Annotated in this window: 16 protein-coding genes; 3 read left to right on the top strand and 13 right to left on the bottom strand. The window is 69.3% G+C overall.

The genetic code is table 11. From position 1 onward, the window contains the following. Positions 1-351 precede the first annotated feature (351 nt). Positions 352-1,380, top strand: a complete 1,029-nt coding sequence (locus ACFVT5_RS00450; RefSeq protein WP_389879884.1) for a hypothetical protein — start codon at positions 352-354, stop codon at positions 1,378-1,380. On the opposite strand, the gene ACFVT5_RS00445 is transcribed toward ACFVT5_RS00450, so the two are convergent. The 8 genes from ACFVT5_RS00445 to ACFVT5_RS00410 all read right to left on the bottom strand — a co-directional run bounded on the left by ACFVT5_RS00445 (position 1,370) and on the right by ACFVT5_RS00410 (position 7,210). Beyond that, entirely contained in the window at positions 1,370-2,401 is a 1,032-nt protein-coding gene (locus ACFVT5_RS00445) for a hypothetical protein (RefSeq protein ID WP_389879882.1), read from the bottom strand. The two genes, ACFVT5_RS00450 and ACFVT5_RS00445, sit on opposite strands and share 11 nt — an antisense overlap. Then, the gene (locus ACFVT5_RS00440; protein WP_389879880.1) at positions 2,386-3,054 is read right to left on the bottom strand and encodes a hypothetical protein; all 669 of its coding nucleotides are present in this window, start codon (positions 3,052-3,054) and stop codon (positions 2,386-2,388) included. Before ACFVT5_RS00440 ends, ACFVT5_RS00445 begins: the two co-directional genes overlap by 16 nt. Positions 3,055-3,260: 206 nt before the next feature. Next, positions 3,261-3,659, bottom strand: coding sequence for a hypothetical protein (locus tag ACFVT5_RS00435; protein WP_389879879.1), 399 nt, complete (start codon positions 3,657-3,659; stop codon positions 3,261-3,263). A 26-nt stretch (positions 3,660-3,685) separates the two neighbouring features. Next, a complete protein-coding gene (locus ACFVT5_RS00430; protein WP_389879877.1) occupies positions 3,686-4,306 on the bottom strand; it encodes a hypothetical protein in 621 nt (206 codons plus the stop codon). A 15-nt stretch (positions 4,307-4,321) separates the two neighbouring features. Beyond that, positions 4,322-4,972: a hypothetical protein gene (locus ACFVT5_RS00425; protein ID WP_389879875.1), complete on the bottom strand. Its 651-nt coding sequence runs from the start codon at positions 4,970-4,972 to the stop codon at positions 4,322-4,324. 8 nt (positions 4,973-4,980) lie between these two features. Next, positions 4,981-6,444: a putative T7SS-secreted protein gene (locus ACFVT5_RS00420; RefSeq protein ID WP_389879872.1), complete on the bottom strand. Its 1,464-nt coding sequence runs from the start codon at positions 6,442-6,444 to the stop codon at positions 4,981-4,983. A 2-nt stretch (positions 6,445-6,446) separates the two neighbouring features. After that, complete coding sequence (locus ACFVT5_RS00415; protein WP_389879870.1) at positions 6,447-6,764, bottom strand: hypothetical protein; 318 nt, start codon at positions 6,762-6,764, stop codon at positions 6,447-6,449. A 140-nt stretch (positions 6,765-6,904) separates the two neighbouring features. After that, the gene (locus ACFVT5_RS00410) at positions 6,905-7,210 is read right to left on the bottom strand and encodes a WXG100 family type VII secretion target (RefSeq protein WP_389879868.1); all 306 of its coding nucleotides are present in this window, start codon (positions 7,208-7,210) and stop codon (positions 6,905-6,907) included. A gap of 245 nt (positions 7,211-7,455) precedes the next feature. Here ACFVT5_RS00410 and ACFVT5_RS00405 point away from each other — a divergent pair, with 245 nt between their 5' ends. Beyond that, a complete protein-coding gene (locus tag ACFVT5_RS00405; RefSeq protein ID WP_389879866.1) occupies positions 7,456-12,069 on the top strand; it encodes an FtsK/SpoIIIE domain-containing protein in 4,614 nt (1,537 codons plus the stop codon). Positions 12,070-12,136: 67 nt separating this feature from the next. On the opposite strand, the gene ACFVT5_RS00400 is transcribed toward ACFVT5_RS00405, so the two are convergent. Together ACFVT5_RS00400 and ACFVT5_RS00395 are read right to left on the bottom strand one after the other, a co-directional pair. Further along, a complete protein-coding gene (locus tag ACFVT5_RS00400; RefSeq protein WP_389880936.1) occupies positions 12,137-13,945 on the bottom strand; it encodes a serine/threonine-protein kinase in 1,809 nt (602 codons plus the stop codon). Positions 13,946-14,251: 306 nt separating this feature from the next. Next, the gene (locus ACFVT5_RS00395) at positions 14,252-15,064 is read right to left on the bottom strand and encodes a menaquinone biosynthetic enzyme MqnA/MqnD family protein (protein ID WP_389880933.1); all 813 of its coding nucleotides are present in this window, start codon (positions 15,062-15,064) and stop codon (positions 14,252-14,254) included. Between the two features lie 385 nt (positions 15,065-15,449). Between ACFVT5_RS00395 and ACFVT5_RS00390 the strand changes: the two genes are divergently transcribed. After that, positions 15,450-15,653, top strand: coding sequence for a cold-shock protein (locus ACFVT5_RS00390; RefSeq protein WP_006138897.1), 204 nt, complete (start codon positions 15,450-15,452; stop codon positions 15,651-15,653). Between the two features lie 117 nt (positions 15,654-15,770). On the opposite strand, the gene ACFVT5_RS00385 is transcribed toward ACFVT5_RS00390, so the two are convergent. From ACFVT5_RS00385 to ACFVT5_RS00375, 3 genes are all read right to left on the bottom strand, one after another. Further along, positions 15,771-16,145 (bottom strand): helix-turn-helix domain-containing protein, encoded by a 375-nt coding sequence (locus tag ACFVT5_RS00385; protein ID WP_389879864.1) that lies wholly within the window; start codon positions 16,143-16,145, stop codon positions 15,771-15,773. Beyond that, on the bottom strand, positions 16,142-16,516 hold the full coding sequence (locus ACFVT5_RS00380; RefSeq protein WP_389879862.1) for a type II toxin-antitoxin system RelE/ParE family toxin: 375 nt from the start codon (positions 16,514-16,516) through the stop codon (positions 16,142-16,144). The genes ACFVT5_RS00385 and ACFVT5_RS00380 overlap by 4 nt, the downstream gene beginning before the upstream one ends. Positions 16,517-16,677: 161 nt before the next feature. After that, the gene (locus tag ACFVT5_RS00375) at positions 16,678-18,288 is read right to left on the bottom strand and encodes an alpha/beta hydrolase (RefSeq protein WP_389879861.1); all 1,611 of its coding nucleotides are present in this window, start codon (positions 18,286-18,288) and stop codon (positions 16,678-16,680) included. Between the last annotated feature and the right edge of the window lie 90 nt (positions 18,289-18,378).

The following is an 18,378-nucleotide window of genomic DNA, read 5'->3' as shown; positions in this document are numbered from 1 at the left end:
GACGGTCTGCACTGCCCGCGGAGTATCTGGCTGAATCCGGACCCCCGATGAGGGACGGAGCCCGGGTGGGTCGGGGGCGTTCCGGGTGAGGGGACTCGGGCCGGTACAGTCCTCACGCCTTCTCGATCCGTATGCGAGGGAGTTTCAACTCGCCTTTCCCTCAAGGGAGTAGCCCCCGTGCCCAGTGGTCGGTTCGGTGTGGTTCGGGGTGGGATTCGCCTTTTCGTGTGCGTAGCCGCTCTGGGCGTTTTCCTTGGCGGGACCGCCTTTGCGGAAGCAGGGCGGCGGCCCAATCCCGGGGGGTCGCTCAGTGTCGGGCAGAAGATAGCCGACGCGTTGCGGGTGTCGCCCGTGTATGTGGATCCCGCGTATGCGGAGGCCGTTCCGGACGCTCGGCGGACACGGCTTGTCGCGCAGATCCGGACGACGCACCTCCCGATCAAGGTGGCCCTCGTGCCGCTCGCCGAAGGCGACGTCTTCGGCGGGGACCCGGGCGTCCTCGCCCGGGTGCTGCACGACCGCATCAGCGGCGAACTCGTCGTGATCACTGTCGGCGACGACGACTGGCTCGGTGGCAGGGAGTGGCCCGACGGCAAGTACCAGGCGCAGCACGCGGTCAGCGCCGTCGCCCTGCTCGGCGACACGAGGAACGCCGGGCTCGCCGACCGCGTCGCCAAGGCCGTGGAGCTGGTCGCCCGGGGCGACGGCGACTCCGTCTACGAGCAGGCGACCGCCGAGCTGTCGCGGGACGACGAACCCGGTATCCCCTGGGCACCGGTCACCCTCGCCGCCGCCCTCATCGCCGGCTGCGCCTTCTACGCCGTACGCCGACATCGTTTTCCTCAGCGCGGCCAACTCTTCTCGGTGGCCCCCTCCGACGACAGCGGCACCGGCACCAATACCGGCTCCGATGAACTCCGGTTCCGCGCCGAGGCCGAGGTCGATGCCCTGGGACATCTGGTCAAGGCGGGCCCGGTCCAGGCCCAGCACGCCCACGAGGCCGCCCTCATCGCGCTGCACGGCGCCCGGGGCACCGCCGACCTCGCGGGAGTACTCGTCCTGGCGGCAGCGGGCCGCGACGCCCTCGGGCCGGGCGCGGGGGCCGAACTCCCGTACCCGCTCTGCTACTTCAACCCCCTGCACGGCCGCGCCCGGCACCGAAGCTCCGGCACGGCGGTCTGCCCGCCGTGTCACGCCGCGCTGCGCGCCCGCCGCGCCCCCGATGTCCTCACCGACGAGGGCCCCGACGGGCGCACGGTCCCGTACTTCGACGTCCCGGCGGACCACAGCGTGTGGGCCGCGATCGGCGGCGGCTCCCCGTTGGCCGACGACGAACTCGTCCCGCGCATCCGCCGCGCCCTCGGCCTCGTCAGCGGTTGACCGACTGGATCTCCTTCACGGCGACGTCCTGCTCGTACGTCGACAGCCCGTCCGGCAGGCCCGGCTGCTGCGCGGGCCCGTCCGGGTTCGCCGAGTCGGTCCAGGTCACCTTCCAGGTGATGGACGCCTTGAAGGGGTACGTGCCGCTGCCCGACGAACGCCGGTAGGTGACATTGCAGCCGGCGTCCTCGCTGTTGACCTGGTAGCCGCCCTTGCCCTTGGTGAGGTCGTAGGTGCAGGTCTGCGGGTCGGCGTCGTCCGTGCCGGCCTCCACCTTGAGCGCCACGGGTGTCGCGACGGTGGTCGCCGCCATCTGGACGCCCTTGTAGTTGATGCTGGCGGTCGTCCAGACACGGTCGAAGTCGCCCTCGAAGGCCACGCGGGTACCGAGGTTGACGACCAGGCGGTCCGCTCCGGGCTTCAACCTCACCGGCGGGGCCGGGAGTTCGGTGGCGTTGTAGGCGAGTTCGGACAGCTTCTCCGGGGTGATCTTGTTCGGGTCCGGCTGCGGGTCGGCGGGCGGAACCCAGATCTCCCAGTTGTCCGTGCTGATCGGGCACGCCTCCTGGTACGTGTCGTTCCGGAAGGCGACCTTCCACCACAGACCGTCGTCACCCTTGTGGTACTTCTCGCCGTCCCGCTTCTTGGCGTAGCTCGCGGCGGGTTCCTGGGCGCCGTTGTACGCGTCCTTGATGAACTTCTCGTACTCCTCGGGCGTGTACTCGGGCTCGTACCAGCACACCGGCGGCTTCCAGTTGGGGTTGATCGGCCGCACCGGCGTGGTCTTGGTCCCACCGCCCGGGGCGTGCCGGTTCAGGTTGATGTGCGCCCCGATGGTGCCGTCGCCGGACTCGCCGCCCCGGTTCGGGGGCTGTGTCGATCCGCTGTCGCCCTCGTTGCGCTCGCTGCCGGCGTACGCGGGTACCGCGCCGCCCAGCACCACGCTCAGGCACACGGCGGCCCCGATGCCCACCGCCGCCCGGCGGTGCCCCGTCTCCCGTGTCCTCATCCCCGTACGCATGCCTCGACCCCCTTCTTCCAGCTCACCGAACGCACTTGCCAGTCGCCCTTGGGGCCTTGCACGGCCTCCAGGCGGTTCTCGATGAAGTCGTCCTTGCCGGGTTCGGTCCGGTGGATCTTGCCGCTCTTGATCTCCTTGTCGAACCCTTCGCGCTGGTCCTCGCAGTAGCGGACGGCCGCGGACTTCTTCTGGAGGTCGGTCACCTCGAAGTCGTAGTACGCGTACGTGCCCGTCGCCGTGAGCCCGTCCTTCTTGAGCCGGTCGATCTGCTCGCCCCAGTAGGACAGGGCGGGCATCGCGAAGTACCGGTTCATGTTGGCCGTCTTGCCGTCGCCCTTGGCGAAACCTTCGTTGAGCGCCCGTACCGCATAGCCGACGTCCCGGATGAGCGCGTCCTTGGCCGCGTCCTGCGTCGGCTTGGCCGTGACGTCGACCGTGAGGTCCGACGGCAGGTCGAAGGTGGGCGCGTCCTTCTCCGGTGTCGCCGACGCGGACGGCGACGGGGACGACTTCCCGCCGGTCTCCGCCCCCTCGATCTTGTCGTTCCCCGAACCGCCGCCGGAATCGCCGCCGCCGCACGCCGTCAGCGTCAGCGCCGCCGCGGTGAACAGCCCGGTCGCAACCGTCACGGCCCGACGTCGCGTGGTCAGCATCGTTGTCTTCCCCAAGGGTTGGTCGTCGACGTGGTCAAGGAGGCCGGTGCCGGTTGTTGACGTACTCACCGATGATGGCACGGCAGGTACATGACCGGACAAGCCGTACTGTGGGACGGATACGGGACTGTGGAAAGGCTGTTACGAGACGACCACGGGCGGACGGCTCCGAGCTACCGGCACCGGCTAACGGAACCCGCCATCTGCTACCGGCTTCTGGCCGCGCGACTCTTGCCCTTACCCTTCTTGCGGAGCCCCCACAGCCGCTCCCGCTCGGCCACCGCCCGTGCCTGGGCCCGACGTCCCCTCAGCAGGACCACTCCCCCGCCGACCACGGCCAGTGTCAGGGCGTGGGCGAACAGCGCGGTGCCGTTCCCGGGAATGTACGCACAACCCTCCCGGTACGACGGGCAGTTCTTGCCGAGCAGCGACCCCAGTACGAACAGGAACGCGGCGAGGGCAAGTCCCCAGCTCAGCCCCGCCCGTGCCCGCCCGGCTCGGCCCTCGTCATCGACGCGCAGTCCGGCGACGGCACCGAGCACGATGCCGAGGAGAGCGAGCCAGTCCCGCCCCCGGAACCCACCACGCGCGTCTTCCTCAGTCAACGCCTGCCCCCACCCTCATGGTTCCCTCAGTCCCAGTGCAGTGTCCCCGCCACGACGTCGAACAACTCCACCATCCGGTCCGCGAGCGGGTCCATCGGCGTGGAGAAGGTGAGCAGCAGCCACCGGGTGGTCACGGGAATCGGCACGTAGTAGGTGAGCGTCGTGGTGGGGAGCGTGTTGCCGAGTTGCTCGGCGGGGTCGGCTTCCTCTCTGCGACGCTGACGGACCGCCCTGCCCGCCGCTTCGAGTTCCACGACGCCGATCTCGCCGTCCGTGACCCGGGGCGGAGGCGTCATTCCGGCCAGGTGCTCGGCGAATTCGTCGGCGTCCTCGCACACCGGCCACTCGTCCGGTGCCGGGAGACTGATCAGAAGCGAGGACGCGAGCGGGACCGGGCCGATCGTCAGCGTCGACAGATACAACTCGGTGCCACCGACCTTGAAGGCGTCCTTGGCCTTTTTCTGCAGATCCCGCATGAACTGCTTCTTCAGGTGCGGAGCGTTGTCCACACCCTGGAACTGCCGGTCGGCGAGGGCGATGATGCCACGGTCCCGGTCCGCCGGATCGAGCGCGAGCTGAAACCAGCCGTCCGGCACGACGACGTTGTAGTCACTCGGAGGCGACGTGAATTCACTGGCCTTCTTCATGAGAACTCCGCCCCGCTACCCCGGCTCGATTTCATTACCGTCGGCGTCCACCGGGACGACTTGCATGCCGGCTACCAAATCGTCCGTGATCTGAGTCAAGTCATCATGTTCATGGATACGCTGCCAACTCACGGTGACCACGACAAGTGAAGTGAATCCTGGTGGAAAAACGGCGTACTTGACGAATTCTCCGAGCTGACGACCGAAACCGAGTAGGCGCTTGGTGCTCACCATCGCGTGCACACGAACCGCGGGCCCCGCAGGGTGATCGAAGTTCGTGACTTCCGGTTCACCCGCAATGGTCGCATTGGACCAGTCCAGAAGGAGTGGCGTGACCTCTTCGGGCGAGGGCCTCGGCACCCCGTCCTCGCCGTAGGAGTCGACCATGAGGTCGGCCAGCGCGATTCCTCCGGGCGTGTAGTAGGCGGCGGCCATGATCGGCTCGTCGCCGTTGAGGTCCATCGCCCGGTCGACCAGATCGTCGAATAGTTTCCGGCTGTCGACCGACAATTCGACCGGGTTGAAGTGGCGCATCACGGCACCCGCGAGGCCCATGGCCTCGGCTCGCGTGCGGCCTTCCAGGGTCAGATCGACCCATCCGTCCTGAAAGCTGAAACGACACTTGTAGTCGTCGGCCACAGGGAAACCGCTCTCCATCGCGCTCATCACTTTCCTCAACTCAGCAAGGGGTTCAGGTTACTGTCCAGGGAGAGACCAGCGGCAGTGATACCTGAGCCGACCAGTGAGACGCCGGTCGCCATCCTTGAGATCCTGTTGACAGCCTGAGAGTCCGACAACCCGTGGGCCGCGTACTTGATGTCCTTCAGATGCGAGGCGATGCCGGGATCAGCGAAGGAGAGGGAACGCCCCACCCCGAGAGCTATATTTCCGTCACCCCGGATCGTCATCTTCGACCACGCCGCACTGTAGTTTCCACTGCCGGGCTTGAGAACGCTCAGATTGTCTTTCCAGGCACGAGAGAAAGGTTCGACGAAGGGCTCCTTCAGGGATTTCCATCCTTCCCCAGGTTCCAGCTTGAAGGACTTCATCTTCCCCGCGACCGACTCCTTCAACGAGCCCCACGGACGTGACTTCTCGACTTTGAAGGCATTGCCGGCCATCTTGTTGATCTTCTTCTGCGCCCGCCCCGCCTGCTTGGTGGTCGACGCCGTCCCTGCCTTACCGAGCCGGCCGAGCGCCGTCTTGGCGAAGCGTCCCGCCACCTTCGAGAACGCCTTGCCCACGCCCATCATCAGGAAGCCGAGGGCGGCCATTCCCAGGTCGGTCCAGTCGGCGTTTCCCTGGAGCACCTGCACCAGCGTGGCCAAGGTGTTGACCAAGGTCGCGATCATGGCGATGGCGCCCAGTACTCCTGCCAGTGCCTGGCCGATCACCGGGATCCAGCCGACCACCAAGGAGAGGATTCCGCACCAGGTGGCGATGATCGAAGTCCACTCGGCGATGTCCGCGACGACGGAGTCCCAGAAGCCGTCCTTCAACGAGTCGTGGTTGATGACCGCGTCGATGGACTCCCGCGCGCGCTTGGCCGCGTTGTCCCGGATCCGCCGGGCCTCGTTGATCTTCTCGCGGGCCGCCGAGATCTCGTCACCGGCCGCGTCCCGCTTGGCCTCCAGCTCCGTCTTCCGCTGCTTCGCGTCGGCGCCTTTGTCGTCGCCGGAGCCCTGGCCGCCCTTCTTGTCGGACAGACCGTCGAGGGTCTTCTGCGCGGCACCCTTGCGCTGGTCCGCCTCCTGGGCCTCCTTGAGCGCGGCGTCCGCGATCTCCTGGGCCCGGTGCAGATCGGACGCGTAGTTCTGGGGGCTCGCGTGCAGCTTGTCCTGGTAGCTGCCGCCGACCTCCGTGACATCCGTACCGATGGCGTCGGCCGCCGTGTCGTACCGCTTGAAGGCCGCTTCGAGCTTCTTGACGTTGCCCTTGGCCTTTTCGCGGAACTCCTTGCCGGACTTGTTGTCCCAGGCGTCGACGTCGGCGACCGCCTTGAGGTTACGGATCTGTCGTTCCAGCTCGTCGGCGGTCTTGCGCAGCGTCCTGCCCAGAGACTTCATCCGCTCCGGGTCACCGGGAATCGGATCGCCGTCGGCGACCGGGTCCCAGTCGCGTGGTCGTCCGCCCGCCACCGCTAGCCGCCCTTCTTCGGGCTGTCCGCGCCTCGGATCGCCTCGGCCAACTGATGGTCGATGTCCTCGTACGCCTCCGCAGCGGCCTTCGCGATCTGGGCGAGGGTGTCGATCTCGCCGGTGAGTTTCTCGCGGCTGATCTCCCAATTGCTCGCGAAGTCACCGAACTTGTCGGCGAGGTCGCCGTCGCCGAAGTCGTCCCCGTATTTGCCGCCGAGCTTGTCCAGGTCTTCGAACGCCTTCTTGACGTTGCTCAGACCCGTGCCCATGCCCTTGATCACGTCCAGGTCGAGTTTTGTGTGGTCGCCTTCGTTTCCCATCGGCGCCTGCCTCTGTCGCCGTGCCCGGCCGGACCTGATCCGCCCAGGACCGGTGCCGGCCCCCGTCGGACAGCCCGGTGCGACGGGTCGCCGTCGTGGCGTGCCCGTCGCACCGGGGTGTCCCAAGTGCCCCCGGAGGGTCAGCCCTTGACGCCCTTGGCCAGCTCGTCGTCCAGGTCCTGGTACGCCTTGGCGGCGTTCGTCAGGAACTTGGCCATGCCGGTCAGGCCCTCAATGGTGTCCTTGGCGCCCTTCTTGAACTCGGTGAAGGAGTCCTCGAACGCCTGCGAACCCTTGCGGGTGGTGTAGCCGTCCTTGACGAGACCCTGGATGTAGCGCTCCAGCGCGTCCAGCTTCTCGTCGATCTTGTCCTTGGCGTCCGTCAGCTTCCCGGCCGCCTTCTCCATCTCGTCATATGTGATATCCGCGTCTTTGCCGCCGGCCATGTGGCGTCCTCCCTCTCAACTTGCCCCAGGGCCAACCCCCGTGGCTCCCGTCGCGGAGATGATTGCGATCGTCCGCTGAGCCGTCAGCTTACGCAGGACGCTTGCACGAGCACACCCCGCGCCTGCAACAGCCCCGCCACAGTTGTCCACAGGCCGCTGCCCCCGTGTCGCACCGAGCGGCTATGGTCAAGGACATAGGTGGACCGCGTGTCGGAAGCGGTCACGGGGGCCTCGGGAGGACGATCGTGCGCCTGAATCTGACCGTCGTCGATCCACTCGGCGGCGCACAAGCCGACGTCGTGCTCGACGCCGATCCGGAGTCCCCGGTGGGGGACATCGCGAAGGAACTGGCGACCCATGTCGGGTATGCCGGTGGAGCGCAGATCATCCCGATCGGCCAGCACCAGGCGGCCGGTGGGGGTGCGCCAGTTGCTTATGTCGACGGTTTCCCGGTCGACCCGGTGGCCACAATCGGTACGTCACCGCTGCGCGAGGGAGCCGTCGTCAGCCTGCACGACCCGGCGGGCTGTCTGCCCGGCGAGCCGACGGGTCTGGTCGAGCTGCGGGTGGCGAGCGGCCCCGCCGCGGGCTCGGTCCACCGCCTCGGCATCGGGCGGTACGACATCGGCGGTGGCCCCGCCGCGTACCTCAGGATCGACGACCCGGAAATGCCGGCGCGGGCGCTCACGTTGTCAGTTGCAACCGATGGAACCTGCCAAGTCGCCGTACATGGGGACAAGGACGGCGTCACCCTCGACGGCGAGAAGATCGAGGACCTGGAGAACGCCGAGGACTTCGACGGCACCAAGCGCGGCGCCAAGGGCGGCACCTGGCCGCTCGGCGCGCAGATCGCCGTCGGCAACACCCTGCTGGAGCTGGACCGTTATCAGCCGCCGAACGCCGCGCTGAAGTGGTCCGAGGACGGCACGGGCCTGGACTACAACCGTCCGCCGCGCCTCCAGCCACCCGAGCGGCAGACCCGGTTCAAACTGCCGGCTCCCCCACGCGACTTCGAGGCGCGTCCCCTGCCGTGGCTGATGGCGCTGACACCGCTGGTCGGTGCCTGTGTCGCGGTGATGATCTTCGGCCGCTGGTACTACATGATCATGGCGCTGCTGAGCCCGCTGATCCTCTTCGGCAACTACTTCATGGACAAGAAGCACGGCCGGAAGTCCCACGCGAAGCAGGTCAAGGAGTACAAGGAGCACAAGGAGCGGATCGAGAAGGACGCCCAGGACGCCCTGGTCACCGAGCGGCTCGACCGGCGCCAGGCGGTGCCCGACCCGGCGAGTGTCCTGTCGCTCAGCACCGGACCCCGCACCCGCCTCTGGGAGCGCCGCCGCACCGACCCCGACCATCTGCTGCTGCGCGTGGGCACCGGCCAACTCCCGTCCGAGGTCGTACTCGACGACCCGGAGCAGGACGACCACAAGCGCGAGGTCACCTGGACCATCGAGGACGCCCCGGTCGCCATCGACCTCGGCGAGCGCGGTGTCATCGGCGTCGCGGGACCCGGCGACGCCCCGCAGGCCATCGGCCGCTGGCTCATCGCCCAGTCCGCCGTGCTGCACAGCCCGCTGGACGTCCAGTTCTACGTCCTGACGGAGAACAGCGCGCAGACCACCTGGGACTGGGTCCGCTGGCTCCCGCACTCCCGCCCCTCCGGCGGCCAGGACGCGAACATCCTGATCGGCACCGACGCCGAGACCGTCGCCGCCCGCATCGGCGAGCTGACCCAACTCCTCGACGCCCGCCAGAAGGCGTCGAAGGAGAACGGCCGGCAGAAGGCGTTCACCGACCCGGACATCGTGGTCGTCTGGGACGGTTCGCGCCGCCTCAGGTCGATGCCGGGCGTGGTGCGGCTGCTGCGCGAGGGCCCGTCCGTCGCGATGTACGCGGTCTGTCTGGACGCCGAGGAGCGGTTCCTGCCCGGCGAGTGCCAGGCCGTCGTGGTCGCCGAGCCCCGGCCCGACCTGGACTCCGACCCGACGCCGGCGACCACGCCCGCGACGCGGGGCGCCGCGGCGGCGCCCGGCGGCTTCCCGTCGTTCCAGGCTTGGCACACGGCCGAGACCGACGACAGCGGCACCGGTTCGGACAAGCCCCTCGAACTGCGCCTGCGTGTCGAGCAGACCGGTACCGCGCGCGTGCGCAAGGTCCGCCCCGACTTCGTCTCCGCGGCCTGGTGCGCCCGGCTCTCCCGGTCGCTGTCCCCGCTGCGGGACATCAGCGGCGAGACCGAGGACTCGGCGCTGCCCGGCTCCAGCCGCCTCCTGGACGTCCTGCAACTGGAGCCGCCGACGGGCGACGCCATCACCGCGCGCTGGCGCATGGGCGGCCAGTCCACGATGGCCGTGGTCGGCGAGTCGTACGACGGTCCGTTCGGTATCGACATCCGCCGGGACGGACCTCACGGCCTCATCGCCGGTACGACGGGTTCCGGTAAGTCGGAGCTGCTCCAGACCATCGTCGCCGCGCTCGCGGTGGCGAACACCCCGGAGAACATGACGTTCGTCCTCGTCGACTACAAGGGCGGTTCGGCGTTCAAGGACTGTGTGAAGCTGCCGCACACCGTCGGCATGGTCACCGACCTCGACGCCCACCTCGTGGAGCGCGCCCTGGAGTCCCTGGGCGCGGAGTTGAAGAGGCGCGAGCACATCCTGGCCGCCGCGGACGCCAAGGACATCGAGGACTACCAGGACCTGGCGCGCCGCGATCCGTCTCACGCACCGGTGCCCCGACTCCTCATCGTCATCGACGAGTTCGCGTCGATGGTGCGTGACCTGCCCGACTTCGTCACGGGCCTGGTCAACATCGCCCAGCGGGGCCGTTCCCTCGGTATCCATCTGCTCCTCGCGACGCAGCGGCCGAGCGGTGTGGTCTCGCCGGAGATCCGCGCCAACACCAACCTCCGGATCGCGCTGCGCGTGACGGACGGCGGCGAGTCCAGCGACGTCATCGACTCGCCGGAGGCCGGGCACATCTCCAAGAGCACCCCGGGCCGCGCGTACGTCCGGCTCGGTCACGCCTCCCTCGTGCCGTTCCAGTCGGGCCGTGTCGGTGGCCGCAGGCCCGGCGCCGCCGACCCGGCGCTCCTCGCGCCCTGGGCGGGCCCGCTGAGCTGGGAGGACCTGGGCCGGTCCATGCTGGTGAAGCCGAAGGCGGAGGCCCGCGAAGAGGAGGAGATCACCGACCTCAAGGTCCTCGTCGACGCGGTCAACGACGCGAACGCCACGCTGGGCATCCCGCCGCAGCACAGCCCCTGGCTGCCGGCGCTCTCGGAGACCCTGCTCCTGGACGACGTCCCGCAGCCCGCGGCCCCTGCCTCGCCGTCCGCGCTGACGCCCGCCGCGTTCGGTGTCGAGGACCTGCCCGCCGACCAGGCCCGCAGGCCGGTCGTCGTGGACTTCGCGTCCTTCGGGCACCTGCTCATCGGCGGCGCCCCGCGCAGTGGCCGCTCGCAGATCCTGCGGACCATCGCGGGCTCCCTGGCCCGCACCAACTCCACGGGGGACGTCCACCTCTACGGCATCGACTGCGGCAACGGCGCGCTGAACGCCCTCACCCGGCTCCCGCACTGCGGCGCGGTCGTCGCCCGTAACCAGACGGAGCGCGCGGTCCGGCTGATCACCCGCCTCAAGGCCGAACTGACCCGCCGCCAGGACCTGTTGGCGGACCAGGGATACGCGGACATCGGCGAGCAGCGGGCGGCGGCTGCCGCGGAGGACCGTCTGCCGCACCTGGTGATCCTGCTGGACCGCTGGGAGGGCTGGCTGCCGACGCTCGGCGAGTACAACCACGGTGAGCTGACGGACGAGTTGCAGACGATGATGCGCGAGGGCGCCAGCGTCGGCATCCACGCCGTCATCACCGGCGACCGGCAGATCCTGCTGGGCCGCATGGCGTCCCTGACGGAGGACAAGTACGGCCTGCGGCTCGCCGACCGGTCCGACTTCACGATGCTCGGCATCAACGCCCGCAAGGTCCCCGAGGAGATCCCGCCGGGCCGCGGCTACAAGAACGAGGCGGGTACGGAGACACAGTTCGCGCTCCTGGCCGAGGACACCACGGGTCAGGGCCAGGCAGCGGCGCTCACCGCGATCGGCGAGGCGGCGGCCGAGCGGGACACCGAAGTACCCCGCGCGCGGCGCCCGTTCCGGGTGGATGTGCTGCCCACGCGCGTGGGGTTCACGGAGGCGTGGGAGATGCGGGACCCGGAGGCGTCCGGTTCGAAGCTGTGGAGCCTGGTAGGCATCGGCGGCGACGACATCATGGGCTTCGGTCCGGACCTCTCGCAGGGGGTGCCGACGTTCGTGATCGCGGGCCCGGCGAAGTCCGGACGCAGTACGACCCTGATGAACATGGCGCGCTCCTATCTGGAGCAGGGGGTGCGCCTGGTGATCGCGGCGCCCCGGCCCTCACCCCTGCGCGAACTGGATGGCCGGGAAGGCGTCCTGAAGGTGTTCACGGGCGACGACATCGAGAGCGACGACTTCAACGAGGCCGTCGAGTCCGCGACCCCGGAGGAACCGATCGTGGTCCTCGTGGACGACGGCGAGACCCTGGAGGACGCCGACTGCGAGCGGGAGTTGAAGCGACTGGTGCAGCGCGGCGGTGAGCGGGGCCTCGCCCTGGTCATCGCGGGCGACGAGGAAGAGGTCTGCGGCGGCTTCTCCGGCTGGCAGGTCGAGATGAAGAAGGGCCGTCGCGGCATCCTGCTCTCGCCGCAGGACTCGGGTTCGGGCGATCTGATCGGCATCCGGACGACCCGCAGCATGGTCGGCGGCCCGATAGCCCCCGGCAAGGGCCTGCTGCACCTGGGCGACGGCGAACCGCTGACGGTGACGACGCCGATGTGATGGCCGCCGGGGGCCGGGACGAGACCCCGCGAAGGGGCCCGGGAGGAGGGGGCGGGGTCGGTGTCGGCTATCCGACCTTGTCCATCCGGGCCTCCGGGTCGCCGGCCTCCGGGTTGTCCGTCCGGTACGTGAGCTGGTCGCCCTTGGGCGTGAGGCGGACCTCGTGGTCGCCGGTCGTGCATTGGGAGCCGTTGGACTCCTTGGCGCGGCTGGTGGCGACGATGCCGTCGGCGGTGGCCTTCTTCAGGATCAGTACGTCGTCGCAGACCCCGCCGATCTGGTCGGTCTGCCGGAAGGTGCCGAACTCCTCGCCGACCGTGCCCTGTCGGACGGTCACCCGGAAGGTGCCCATCGGCAGCGACCCGTCCAGCGCGACACCGGGACCTTCCCAGGTGCCGAGGAAGGACGCCGGTACGGACGTTGCGGCGCCTCCGTCGGTACCGCTGGACGGTTGGGGCGCGCCCGAGGCCGCCGGAGGCTGACCGGCGGTGTCGGAACTTTTGCCCTTGTTCAGTCCCGGCAGCAGATCGAAGACGAACACCGACCCGACGGTCACGGCGGCGAGCGCTCCGGCGACGGCGAGGGCGACCGTACAACTGACCCTGCGGCCACGGCCGTTCGGATCCCTGGTCGCGGCAAGACTGAGGGACAGTCCCCCGGAACCGGAACCGGAACCGGAACCGGGCACTGAGCCGGGTCCCACGCCGACCCCCGCCGACTCGTGCGTGACGGCTGTACGCGGCGCGGACACACCACCCCCGACCACCTCACCGGAACTACTGGCACCACCGGCACCACCCGTCCCAAGGTTCGTATACGGCCCAGGTTGCCCGTACGAGGGATCCGGCGGGCCGAACACCCCGGCCACCGACACCCCACTGAACGACACCGGCCCGGAGACCCCCGCACCTCCGATATCGGTACCGGTACCGGTACCGGACCCGTCGAGCCGGCCGCCCGGCACATCCCCCGTAGCCTCCAGATCCAGCAACCCCACCGCCGACCGGCTCACCTGTTCGACCAGGGGGCCGGGGAGCCAGCCCGTCGAGACCAGGCGGGCCGGTCCCTCCGGGGTGAGTCGGTGGGCGAGGTCGGCGGGGGTCGGCCGGGCCGCCGGGTCCTTGCGGAGACAGGCGGCCACGATGTCCCGCAACCCACCCCGCACCGCGCCGAGTTCGGGTTCCTCGTGGACCACCTTGTACAGCAGCGAGGCCGACGAGTCACCGGGAAAGGGCGGCTCGCCCGTGGCCGCGTAGACCAGGACCGCGCCGAGCGAGAAGACGTCGGACGCGCCGGTGACGCCCTTGCCGAGGATCTGTTCGGGGGCCATGTAGCCCGGGGAGCCGATGGAGACCCCGGTCGAGGTGAGGGACGCGGTGCCGTCCGTGGCGCGGGCGATGCCGAAGTCGATGAGGCGGGGGCCGTCGAGGGCGAGCAGCACGTTGGACGGTTTCACGTCGCGGTGGACGAGCCCGAGTCCGTGTACGCGCGCCAGCGCCTCGGCGAGTCCGGCGCCGAGCACCCGTACGGTGTGCTCGGGCAGCGGAACGGGTCCTTCCGGGCCCTTGACCGCGCGGGCGAGCGAGGGGCCCGCGACATAGCCCGTGGCCACCCAGGGGACGGACGCGTCGGGGTCCGCGTCGAGTACGGGCGCCGTCCAGTCGCCGCCGACCCGCCGGGCCGCCTCGACCTCCCGGTGGAAGCGGGCGCGGAACTCCTCGTCCAGCGCGAAGTGCGGGTGCACGACCTTGATCGCGACGGTTCGGCCGCCGGCGGTGCGGCCCAGATAGACCCGGCCCATGCCGCCCGCGCCGAGCCGGCCGAGCAGCCGGTAGGGCCCGACGGTGGTGGGCTCGTCGGGATCCAGCGGTTGCACGGTGCTCGGCTGCACGGTGATGGCCTCCCCCAGAAGCATGGATCCGCGGCGGGGATCCGCGCCCGGAACCGGGTCCGCGCGCATCGGCAAGCGTAGTGCGGGACCGCGCGAAGGACCGGGCACCCACCGCCCGCCCATCCCCCACCGTCCCGTAACTCCCCACCCGGAAAGGCAAGTTGCCGCGCAAATACCACAACGGCAATCCCCGAAAGCTTGCCGAAGGAAAAACGGACGGGGATACCACGGGGAACAGGTCTACAACGGGGATACGGGGATTACGTACCGGCGAATTCGGCAACCGCCCGGCTACGGCTCCAGGAGGCGCACCTTCACATCCGCCGGGAACCCGGTCGTCGGCCCCACCCGGCGGGCGAACTCGGACACGGCGGCGAGCTGCGGTTCGGCGAATCGGAAGTCGAGCGTCGTGAAGTACCGCTCCAGGACCTCCTCGTCGAATGCCTCCCAGCGGGCGGCCTGCTCGGCGACCTTGGTGACCTCTTCGAGGGACACGTCCCGCGACGCGAGGAACGCCTCGTGCACCTTCCGTACGACGACGGGCTCGCGCTCCAGGTAGTCGCGGTGGACCGCCCACACGGCGAAGACGAACGGCAGTCCGGTCCACTCCTTCCACAGGGCGCCGAGGTCGTGCACGTCGAGGCCGAGGCGGGGCGCGTAGTGCAGGTTGGCGCGCAGCGCGGCGTCGCCGATGAGGACGGCGGCATCGGCCTCCTGCATCATCAGGCCGAGGTCGGGCGGGCACGAGTAGTACTCGGGCTGGACCCCGTACCGCTCCGCGAGCAGGAGCTGGGCGAGGCGGACCGAGGTACGGGACGTGGAGCCGAGGGCGACCCGGGCGCCGTCGAGGCGGTCGAGGGGGACCTGGGACACGATCACGCAGGACATCACCGGGCCGTCGCAGCCGACGGCGATGTCGGGCAGGGCGACGAGCTGGTCTGCGTTCTTCAGGAACTCCACGAGGGTGACCGGGCCGATGTCGAGGTCGCCCCTGATCAGCTGTTCGCTGAGCTTCTCCGGGGTGTCCTTCGACAGCTCCAGATCAAGGAGGGTGCCGGTCCGCGCGAGGCCCCAGTAGAGAGGCAGACAGTTCAGGAACTGGATGTGGCCGACGCGCGGCCTGGTGCGACGAGGGCCCGGACGCGGGGTGGTGTCCGGGCCGCTGAGAGATTCCGCGGGAGAATTGTCCACATCGGGAGGCTAGCCCCCAGGGGATACGGTGCAGGGCCCAGGGGGTGCCGGAGGGGTCCGATGGAGGCCGGAACGTCAACCTGATCATGGTCCCTCAAACATCCGGGTGGCGTGATCTTGACCTCTATCGCTTTCGGTTGCCACCGTGCTAGGCTCGCCGCAAGTTGCAGTTTGGTTTCCCTTGCAGTACAAAGCCTGCGGAGCATGTAACCCGCAGGCTTTTGTCGTTTTCAGACTTTTGCAGTTGTCTCAACAGCAGGTTCTGGAGCAGGGCAACCCTTTGGCCCAAGGAGGGCTTATGGCTACCGGAACCGTGAAGTGGTTCAACGCCGAAAAGGGCTTTGGCTTCATCGCCCAGGAAGGCGGGGGCCCCGACGTCTTCGTCCACTACTCCGCGATCAACGCTAACGGCTTCCGCTCCCTTGAGGAGAACCAGGCCGTGAGCTTCGACGTCACGCAGGGCCCGAAGGGTCCGCAGGCGGAGAACGTCACCCCGATGTAACTCGGGGTCCCGAGGCCACTCGGGATCTGATCCGGAACGGATGCTGTACCCAAGGAGCCCTGCACCTCCCGCCCCGGCGGGGGGCAGCGGGGCTCCTGCCTTTTGCCCGCCGGCGGGCTACGCCGCAGAGGTGTGCCCGTCCGGCCGGACGTCGGCCCCGTCAGGACCGCCACCGGAGTGCGGCGTGAAGACGAAGGCCGAGGTGTCGCCGTCCAGATCGATGGTCAGCGAGGCGTCCAGGGCGTTGGCCAGCCGCGTCAGCAGCGGCAGGGTGGGCACCGAGTCACCGCCCTCGATGTTCGAGATCTGCGGCTGGGCCATACCGGCCCGCCGAGCCAATTCGGCCTGCGACAGCCCCAGCTCGGTACGCCGGTCATATACGGCCTGCCCCAACGCGAACCCGTACCCGGCCTCGACGTAGGCAGGAGACTCCTCGACGGACTCCTCCAGGAGCTTCCGGGTCCGACGGGTCTTCCACTGGGAGTGATTCACGAACTCTCCTCCTCGCTCCGGTCATAGCTGTGCCGCGCGCGGCCATGACCGGCCTCACACACTTTCTGCGCCTGCCACGCCCGCTCAACCTCGGCGCTCTCGCGTTGCCTGGTCTTACGAAACACGGTCAGGAGCACGATGCGCCGATCAGGGGCGAGCCAGTACGTGATCCGGACGGCATTGCCGTCCATCGTGAAACGCAGCTCCCGCACCTTGCCACCCAGATGCCGTGAGTACGGTTCTCCGAGTGTGGTCGGTTGCGCCGCGAGCATGTCTGCCGCGCGTTCCGCCCTGTCGTAGTGCGGATCGGAGAGGAGCTCCAGCCACTGCCTGACCTCCGGTTCGATCTCGACCTGCCACGGATCACTCACACTCCGACTATACAGAAATCTATATAGGGCACCCACCACGATCTACGGACCCAGCACCGCACCTCCGTGCCGTCCCACTGTCGAAGGTGCAGCTCGTCGGCGACGGCGACGCCCCGCTGATCACGCTCGGCGGTGTCGTGACCCGCCCGGTGCGTGGCCTGTCACCGGTCCGGTACTCCCTCGCCCGGTGTGTGGACGGCGTCCGTCCGCTGGTGTGTGCCTTCGGCGGCGGCTGTCGTCAGGTCGGCGGACGTCTCGGGTGAGGCGGGGCACGACGAGCCCGATGCGGGTAGGTCGCCCAGGAGGAAGAAGGTGTCGACCTTGCCCCTGACGCACTTCGACGACAGATACGCCCCGTGTCCCTCTCCCCGGTTGTCGAGGACCACCGCCGAGTCCCCGAGCCGTTTCGCCGTCTCGACGGTCCAGCGGTACGGGGTCGCCGGGTCCCCTCGGGTGCCGACCAGGAGGAACTTCGGCGCGGGGACGTTCCGTATCTTCCGGATGAAGTCCGTGCCCCGGGGTTGACCGACGCACTGGAGTATCTGGGTGAACTGCGCGGCGCCGAACACCGGGGACGCGTCCTCGTACTCCTTCAGCAGCCGCGCGTACTTGGCCTCGTCGCCGAGGTCGGCGGCCGTCATACGGTCGGGGTCGTCCGCGCAGTTGACGGCGGTGAGGGCGACCTCCGGGTTGTCCGCGGGCACGGTGGACACGGGGGTGTGCGAGGCCGAGGCGGGGCCGCCGCCGACCATCAGGCCCGACGGGTCGCCGTTGTCGATCAGATCGGCCAGTCCACGGGACAGGAAGAGCCAGTTGGCCTGCTGGTAGAGGGCGGCGCCGAGCGCGTTCACCAGGTCGGGTCCCGCGAACACGGTGCCGTCGCCGAGCGGGATCGGCTGCGCGTCCAGGTCGTGCACCAGCGTGACGATGCTCTGCCGCGCGTCCCGGGCGTTGGAGCCGAGCGCGCAGTCCTTGCGTGACGCGCACCAGGCCGTGAAGTCGTCCAGGGCGGTCTGCTGGCCCTGGGCGCTCACGAGGGCCTGCTGGGTGAGGGGTTCGGTGAGCGTGTCGACGCCGTCGAGGACCATCCGCCCGACCTTGTGCGGGAACTGCGCCGCGTACACCGCGCCGAGCCGGGTCCCGTACGAGAAGCCGAGGAAGTTGAGTTTTCGGTCGCCGAGGACCTGGCGCATCACGTCCAGGTCGCGCGCGACGTTCATCGTGCCGACGTACGGGAACACGGGTCCCGACGCCTTGCGGCACGCGTCGTAGTACGCGGTGGCCGCCTTGAGCAGGGCGCCGGGCGGCATTCCGTTGATGTCGGGGCGCCGGGTGTTCCCGCAGGTCACCGGGGAGCTGCGGCCTACTCCGCGCGGGTCGAAGGTGACGACGTCGTAGGTGTTGGTGAAGTCGTTGAAGGTCCGGCCGAAGGCCGCGAGGGAGCTGATGCCCTCGCCCCCGGGCCCGCCGAAGTTCAGCAGCACCGACCCCTTGGGCCCGGGTGTGTCGGCCGCTATTCGGGCGAGGGCGATGTCGACCGTGCCCTTGCCCGGGTCCGCGTAGTCGAGCGGCACGGTGACCTTGCCGCAGCGCATGTCCTCCGGATTGTCCGGCAGACCGTCGCAGGCGCGCCAGGTGATCTTCTGATGGTAGAAGCGGGACAGATCGGGACCGGCGCTGTCGGCAGCCGCCGGTGGGCCCTCCGTCACCCCAGCACCCGCCGCCATCAGGGTCAGGACGGCTGCGGCGGCGACCACGGAGCGTGCACGCATGGCGACCTCCTGAAAGGTGCCCCTCGGAACACCATAGGGGTGACCCCGACAGTGCGCCTGTTCACGCTCCGTGCCCGCGACCACGGAGCG

This window comes from Streptomyces sp. NPDC058001 (genome assembly GCF_042886315.1).
GTDB lineage: Bacteria > Actinomycetota > Actinomycetes > Streptomycetales > Streptomycetaceae > Streptomyces.
This window is presented reverse-complemented; position numbering and strand designations above follow the sequence as displayed.

Coding starts and splice junctions, on each gene's coding strand:
- ACFVT5_RS00390 (WP_006138897.1), top strand. CDS start 15,450: ATGGCTACCGGAACCGTGAAGTGGTTCAACGCCGAAAAGGGCTTTGGC.
- ACFVT5_RS00415 (WP_389879870.1), bottom strand. CDS start 6,764: ATGGGAAACGAAGGCGACCACACAAAACTCGACCTGGACGTGATCAAG.
- ACFVT5_RS00375 (WP_389879861.1), bottom strand. CDS start 18,288: ATGCGTGCACGCTCCGTGGTCGCCGCCGCAGCCGTCCTGACCCTGATG.
- ACFVT5_RS00440 (WP_389879880.1), bottom strand. CDS start 3,054: ATGCTGACCACGCGACGTCGGGCCGTGACGGTTGCGACCGGGCTGTTC.
- ACFVT5_RS00430 (WP_389879877.1), bottom strand. CDS start 4,306: ATGAAGAAGGCCAGTGAATTCACGTCGCCTCCGAGTGACTACAACGTC.
- ACFVT5_RS00425 (WP_389879875.1), bottom strand. CDS start 4,972: ATGAGCGCGATGGAGAGCGGTTTCCCTGTGGCCGACGACTACAAGTGT.
- ACFVT5_RS00410 (WP_389879868.1), bottom strand. CDS start 7,210: ATGGCCGGCGGCAAAGACGCGGATATCACATATGACGAGATGGAGAAG.
- ACFVT5_RS00445 (WP_389879882.1), bottom strand. CDS start 2,401: ATGCGTACGGGGATGAGGACACGGGAGACGGGGCACCGCCGGGCGGCG.